Raw genomic sequence first — 6,071 nt, 5'->3', positions numbered from 1 at the left:
TATTTTATTTAAAAATAAAACTTTTTACCAGATAGATTTTGAAGAAAGTAGGGTAAAAATCAAAGACGTTCACCCTACGCAAGCTAACTCAAGGTCGCTTTTATAAATATAAATGTATAAAAAATATTTGGAAGTTAACACAGAATCTAAAGCCAATCATATTACGCACAAAAGAAAACGGGCCTCCTTCGAACTATGCTCAGGATTATAGCCCGTTCCTATCGATGTTAAGATTCTTCACTCCATTGCATTTCACTCAGAATGACAATTTTCCTTACAAATATCAGTTAAGATTCTACCACCATAGCTCCATCCTTCAAAATCAAATACTCCTGACCTACTTCCTCAGAAATGTTTTTTAAATCCTGATCATCAAACACCTGAGGAATATAGCATTTCTCGTGGGCAAACAACCCGTAATGGATAGGCACCAGCTTTTTAGCATGCAGAAGATGAGCTGCAGCAAAGGCTTCTTTCAGATTGAGGGACGCGGGAACCGGGCTGTATTCTAATCCAATGATCTCGAAATTCACTACCACTCCGTTTACAGGTAAGAAAGCGTAATCTATATTGGGGTTTTCTTTTCCAAGCTTCCAGAACTGGTTGTGCCAGATGGTATCTCCTCCGTGAAAGATTTTAGTATCACCATCATCTACAATCCAGGAAGACTGTATTTCTCCCACTCCATCCATGGCAAATACAGGTTTGAAGGTAATATTGTTTTCTGTGAAGGTTTCATCAAGATCAAGAACGATCATTTCAACATCAGGTACAAGTTTTCTTACAATAGCTTCCAGTCCTGCGTAGACGATCAGTTTTCCATCTTTCTTTAAGCATTTTTGGATTACTCCTTTATCAAAATGGTCAAGGTGCATATGCGTAAACAGGATATAATCTGCCTGTACATGGTCTGAAAATTCTATGAGATTTTCTACAGCATCTCCCAAAACGGGTTTGTAATAAGAGAAATCTTCTACAGCATCTATTAAGATGGTTTTGTTATGTGAAGTGAGTTTTACACCTGCCCAGTTTAGTTTTTGTATTTCCATATTCTTTTTTCAGCAAAGGAAGAAACTTACGGAAGGCCAGTCAATAAACAAAAGTTAATTAATGGGGGTGTTTTTAAGGTTGGAAGATGGAGGATGGAAGTTGATTGTTTCTCTACAGTTTCTATTGCCTTTTCTTTGAATTAACAGTAAGGATTTTATAAACGTTCTATGTTAAAAAAACTCAGCAATATGATATAGTCTTAGTAACTTCTTTTATTATCTTCAAATTTCCAGCATCTTACAAAATTCTTTTTCTGATTCTGCTTAAAGAGATAGGTGTAATCCCGATATAAGAAGCCAGGTATTTCAGAGGAATATTTTGAATATAATGAGGTTTATTCTTGAGTAAGTATTCATAGAGATCCTGCGGAGTGTTTTTCAGCAGGAGCATTTCCCTTTTCATTGCAGCGTTGAGCTTTCTGCTCAGATAATAGTTCTGTACGAAACGGCAGTACGGATTGACAGCAAACAGGTTTTTCACCTCATCCAGGGTGATTTCCCAGGCCAGTCCTTTGTTGATGGACTCATAAACGGCATCAGAACTTTTTTCTTCCACAGTAAAAATATCGCCGGGAAAATAAAACTCTGCACAGATTTCAGTATCAATATCAGATGTGCTGCTGATATAGTATTTACGGACAAGCCCATCTTCTACAAGATAGGCTTTGTTGTCAGTAAATATGTTTTTCTTTGAAAATTCAACCTCAGCAAACTTCTCCCATACAGGATCACTATCCTCTACGTTCAGGTGTGAAAACAGTTTTTTGTTGATGGTTGCCAATGCTGAATTTTTATATTACAATAAGTTTTCGTCTACAAGGTTCGGAAGTGTTACTTTTAAGTTTGGTTCTGCTTCCATCGCTCTTTTAATGGCAAAAACAGCGCCTTCATTTCTTGCCCAGCTTCTTCTTGAGATTCCGTTGTTTACATCCCAGAAAAGCATGGATTTTAATCTTCTGTCGGCATCATCACTTCCGTCAAGGAGCATTCCGAAACCTCCGTTGATTACTTCTCCCCAGCCTACTCCGCCACCATTGTGAATGGAAACCCAGGTAGCTCCACGGAAACTGTCCCCAATCACGTTGTGAATGGCCATATCTGCTGTAAATCTTGATCCGTCATATATATTGGAAGTCTCTCTGTAAGGAGAATCTGTTCCTGAAACATCATGATGATCTCTACCCAATACAACGGGTCCTATTTCCCCATTTTTAATGGCTTTGTTGAAAGCTTCAGCAATTTTCATTCTTCCTTCTGCGTCTGCATAAAGGATTCTTGCCTGAGAACCTACTACCAGTTTATTTTCCTGCGCTCCCTTGATCCATTGGATATTGTCTTTCATCTGCTGCTGGATTTCTTCAGGAGAGTTCTTAACCATTTCCTCTAATACTGCACAGGCAATATCATCTGTCTTCTGAAGATCTTCCGGATTTCCACTGGAACATACCCAACGGAACGGCCCAAAACCATAATCAAAACACATAGGTCCCATGATATCCTGTACATAACTCGGATATTTGAATTCTCTTCCTAATGTCGGGTTTTCTGCCATTACATCAGCTCCGGCTCTGGAAGCTTCCAACAAAAAGGCATTTCCGTAATCAAAGAAATAAGTTCCTTTTTCTGTATGTTTATTGATGGCCGCAGCGTGTCTTCTCAACGTTTCCTGAACTTTTTCTTTGAACAACTCAGGGTTTTCAGCCATCATGGTATTAGATTCTTCAAAACTTTGTCCTACAGGATAATAACCACCCGCCCATGGATTGTGAAGGGAAGTCTGATCTGATCCGATATCGATTCTTAAATCTTCCTGATCAAATTTCTCCCAAACCTCTACAACATTTCCAAGGTAAGCCAAAGACACTGTTTCTTTGTTCGCCTGTGCTTCTCTTACTCTTTTTACCAATGCATCAAGATCTTCATGAATCTCATTCACCCATTTCTGATCGTGACGGATTTTCGTGATCTTAGGATTCACTTCTGCACATACAGTAACGCAACCAGCAATGTTCCCTGCTTTGGGCTGAGCTCCACTCATTCCTCCTAATCCTGAAGTAACGAAAAGTCCTCCTTTTGGTTCTTTCTTGATTTTTCTGAAAGCATTTAACACGGTAATCGTCGTTCCGTGAACAATCCCCTGAGGGCCAATATACATATAACTTCCTGCCGTCATTTGCCCATACTGAGTAACACCTAATGCATTGAATTTCTCCCAGTCATCCGGTTTTGAATAATTCGGGATCATCATACCATTCGTTACCACAACTCTTGGTGCATCTTTATGAGAAGGGAATAATCCCATGGGATGTCCGGAATACATTACCAATGTCTGATCATTATTCATTTCCGACAAATATTTCATGGTCAGCAGGTACTGCGCCCAGTTGGAGAAAACCGCTCCGTTTCCACCATACGTAATCAGTTCGTGTGGATGCTGCGCTACTGCATAATCCAGGTTATTCTGAATCATCAGCATAATAGCTTTCGCCTGCTCAGATTTTCCGGGATAGTCTGTGATAGGTCTTGCCTTCATTTCATAATCCGGACGGAAACGGTACATATAAATCCTTCCGTAATCTTCCAGTTCCTGCTTGAATTCAGGAATCAGTTCTGCGTGAAACTTTGGATCGAAATAACGTAAAGCATTCTTCAGTGCCAGTTTTTTCTCTTCTTCCCCTAAAATTTCTTTACGCTTCGGAGCATGGTTGATATTGGTCTCGTATGGTTTGGGTTGTGGCAGTTGATTCGGAATCCCCTGCTGTATCTGTTCTTGAAATGTCATATTGCTATTTAAAGGTCTATGTTTTTAAACAATGTTTGAAGTTTTAAAGATATTCAAAATAGGAAATATAGGCAAGAGGCGTAGAGAAGAATGGTTTAAAGTTTAAGGTTTAAAGTTTAAGGTTTAAAGTTTAAGGTTTAAGGTTTAAGGTTTAAGGTTTAAGGTTTAAGCAAAATTATGAAAACTGTAAATCGACTATCATTTGATATTAAATACTATATTTGAATAAACACACCTCAATTCCCCTCCTTTGGAGGGGTGGATTTCAAAGTTAACAACTTTGGAAGACGGGGTGGTCAAAAACACAACAATGAAAGAAATTCTTACCGTCATCAACGGAATTCCGATCCGCAGGAATTTCGTTGAGAACCTGCCCTACAATCCTTATTTAAAAGTATTATCAAAAGAAAAACGCAAAGCCCGGATTTTGGGTGAAGTGATATTCTGGAAGAAAGTCCGTGCAAAAAAATTCTATACCATTGATTTTGACAGACAAAGGATTATCGGAAATTATATTGTTGATTTCTATGTGAAAACTCTTGGACTTATTATAGAAATAGATGGTTCGAGCCATGACGAAAAACAGATTTATGATGGGATAAGAGAGGAATATCTTGAATCTTTGGGGTTGTTGGTTTTTAGAATCAGTGATTTTGATATGAGGAATAATTTGAGTTGGGTGATGAAGGAATTGGAGGATTTTATTGTGCTGCATTATAGAACCACCCCGTCTTCAAAAATTTTTTAATTTTTGAATCCACCCCTCCGAGGGAGGGGAATTGCCCTTACCCATATTAGTTGTTATTTCACATAAAAAAACCTTACTGAAATTCAATAAGGCGGTTTTTTGTATTGTTAAAGTTTAGGTTAAAACATCATCGTTTTCTTCTTCATGGTCATCTTCATTATCGCTGAGACTCCAGTAATTGTTTTCTTCATCTTCTGCACCTATTTCTTCCATTTCATCATCGTCTTCGGCTCCCGGAATATCCAGGCCTTTATCGATTTTATCTTCATCAAAATCTTCATCCAGAATAGGATTTCCGTCGCCATCGAGCGAAATATGTTTTTCTCTCTTAAATATATCTTCATTAGGGCTATAATCCATCTGTTCTAATCTCTTGTTTTGCTCATTAATATTTTTCTCTGGTGCCATAGTATTTAAGATTTTAGGTTTATATCATCAGAACAAAAATAATTCCAAGTTATGATGATTGATGAGAATAAACGTCAGGATTTGCACAATTCGGCATTTTTTCATTTTTTGAAAAAGCGATAATATTTCCTGCAGCCAGTCTGGCCATTCCATTTCGGGCTTCCAAAGTCGCAGAACCGATATGTGGCAGAATACAGACACTTGAAAGTCCCAGAATAGGATCATCTGCAGACATTGGTTCCGGATTGGTAACATCCAGGCCTGCTCCCCAGATTTTTTTATCTACAAGCGCCTGATACAGATCTTTTTGATTGTGAAACCCTCCTCTGGCTGTATTGATGAAAATCGAGGCTGGCTTCATTTGTTCAAATATTGAATAATTAAACAATTCTTTCTGTTCGGGGGTAAAATTAGCGTGTACACTCAATACATCCGAGCTTCTGATTAGTTCTTCGAAAGAAACATAAGCTGCTCCCAACTCGTTTTCTGCTTCTTCATTGTGATGGCGGTTGTGGTAAATGATGTTCATACCAAAAGCCTTTTTTGATTTTTCAGCCATTTCATACCCGATTCGGCCCAATCCAAAAATTCCCAGTGTTTTTCCATATAATTCCTGGCCCAGGGCATGTAGAGGATCAAATGCTCCCCAGTTATCATCTTTTACTTTCTGAAAATTATAGCTCGCTCTTCTGGCAACAGACTGCATGAGTAAAAAGGCCACATCTGAAGTAGCTCTGCTCAGAACATCGGGCGTATTTCCCACCGGAATGTGTCGTTGTGTCGCTTCTTTAATGTCAACGTGATCAAATCCTACGGAATAAAGAGCAATGGCCTTCACATTCGGGCAGGCTTCAAAGAAGTTCTTATCATATTTAAAATCTGCGCCAATACTTAAAATCGTATCTGTATTTTTACAGTAATTAAGCCATTCTTCATAAGAAAGGTTTTCTTTTTCCGGGATTATAATCTCCAGGCCTGCTTCTTCCAGCATTTTAATTCCTGTCTCGGGAATTTTTTTATTGATAAAAACTTTCATAGTACTGTGGTTTGGTTATTTTAAATAAAAAACCTCACTCGCAAAAAG

6 protein-coding genes are annotated in these 6,071 nt (G+C 38.3%); 1 reads left to right on the top strand and 5 read right to left on the bottom strand.

What is annotated here, in order from left to right:
* Positions 1-287 precede the first annotated feature (287 nt).
* The 3 genes from DEU40_RS17770 to DEU40_RS17760 form a co-directional block, all read right to left on the bottom strand.
* Entirely contained in the window at positions 288-1,049 is a 762-nt protein-coding gene (locus DEU40_RS17770; RefSeq protein WP_110011074.1) for an MBL fold metallo-hydrolase, read from the bottom strand.
* 238 nt (positions 1,050-1,287) lie between these two features.
* On the bottom strand, positions 1,288-1,830 hold the full coding sequence (locus DEU40_RS17765) for a Crp/Fnr family transcriptional regulator (protein WP_110011073.1): 543 nt from the start codon (positions 1,828-1,830) through the stop codon (positions 1,288-1,290).
* Positions 1,831-1,845: 15 nt separating this feature from the next.
* Positions 1,846-3,831 carry a urocanate hydratase gene (locus DEU40_RS17760; RefSeq protein WP_110011072.1) on the bottom strand — a complete coding sequence of 662 codons (1,986 nt, stop codon included), beginning with the start codon at positions 3,829-3,831 and terminating at the stop codon, positions 1,846-1,848.
* 310 nt (positions 3,832-4,141) lie between these two features.
* On the opposite strand from DEU40_RS17760, the gene DEU40_RS17755 reads away from it, so the two are divergent.
* Positions 4,142-4,579 (top strand): endonuclease domain-containing protein, encoded by a 438-nt coding sequence (locus DEU40_RS17755; protein WP_110011080.1) that lies wholly within the window; start codon positions 4,142-4,144, stop codon positions 4,577-4,579.
* 114 nt (positions 4,580-4,693) lie between these two features.
* On the opposite strand, the gene DEU40_RS17750 is transcribed toward DEU40_RS17755, so the two are convergent.
* Positions 4,694-4,987, bottom strand: coding sequence for a hypothetical protein (locus tag DEU40_RS17750; RefSeq protein ID WP_110011071.1), 294 nt, complete (start codon positions 4,985-4,987; stop codon positions 4,694-4,696).
* A gap of 49 nt (positions 4,988-5,036) precedes the next feature.
* Entirely contained in the window at positions 5,037-6,023 is a 987-nt protein-coding gene (locus tag DEU40_RS17745) for a 2-hydroxyacid dehydrogenase (RefSeq protein WP_110011070.1), read from the bottom strand.
* Between the last annotated feature and the right edge of the window lie 48 nt (positions 6,024-6,071).

The organism is Chryseobacterium sp. AG844, from assembly GCF_003182335.1.
GTDB classification, from domain to species: Bacteria; Bacteroidota; Bacteroidia; order Flavobacteriales; family Weeksellaceae; genus Chryseobacterium; species Chryseobacterium cupriresistens.
The sequence above is the reverse complement of the archived record's forward strand: the minus strand, read 5'-3'. Positions and strand labels throughout refer to the sequence as shown.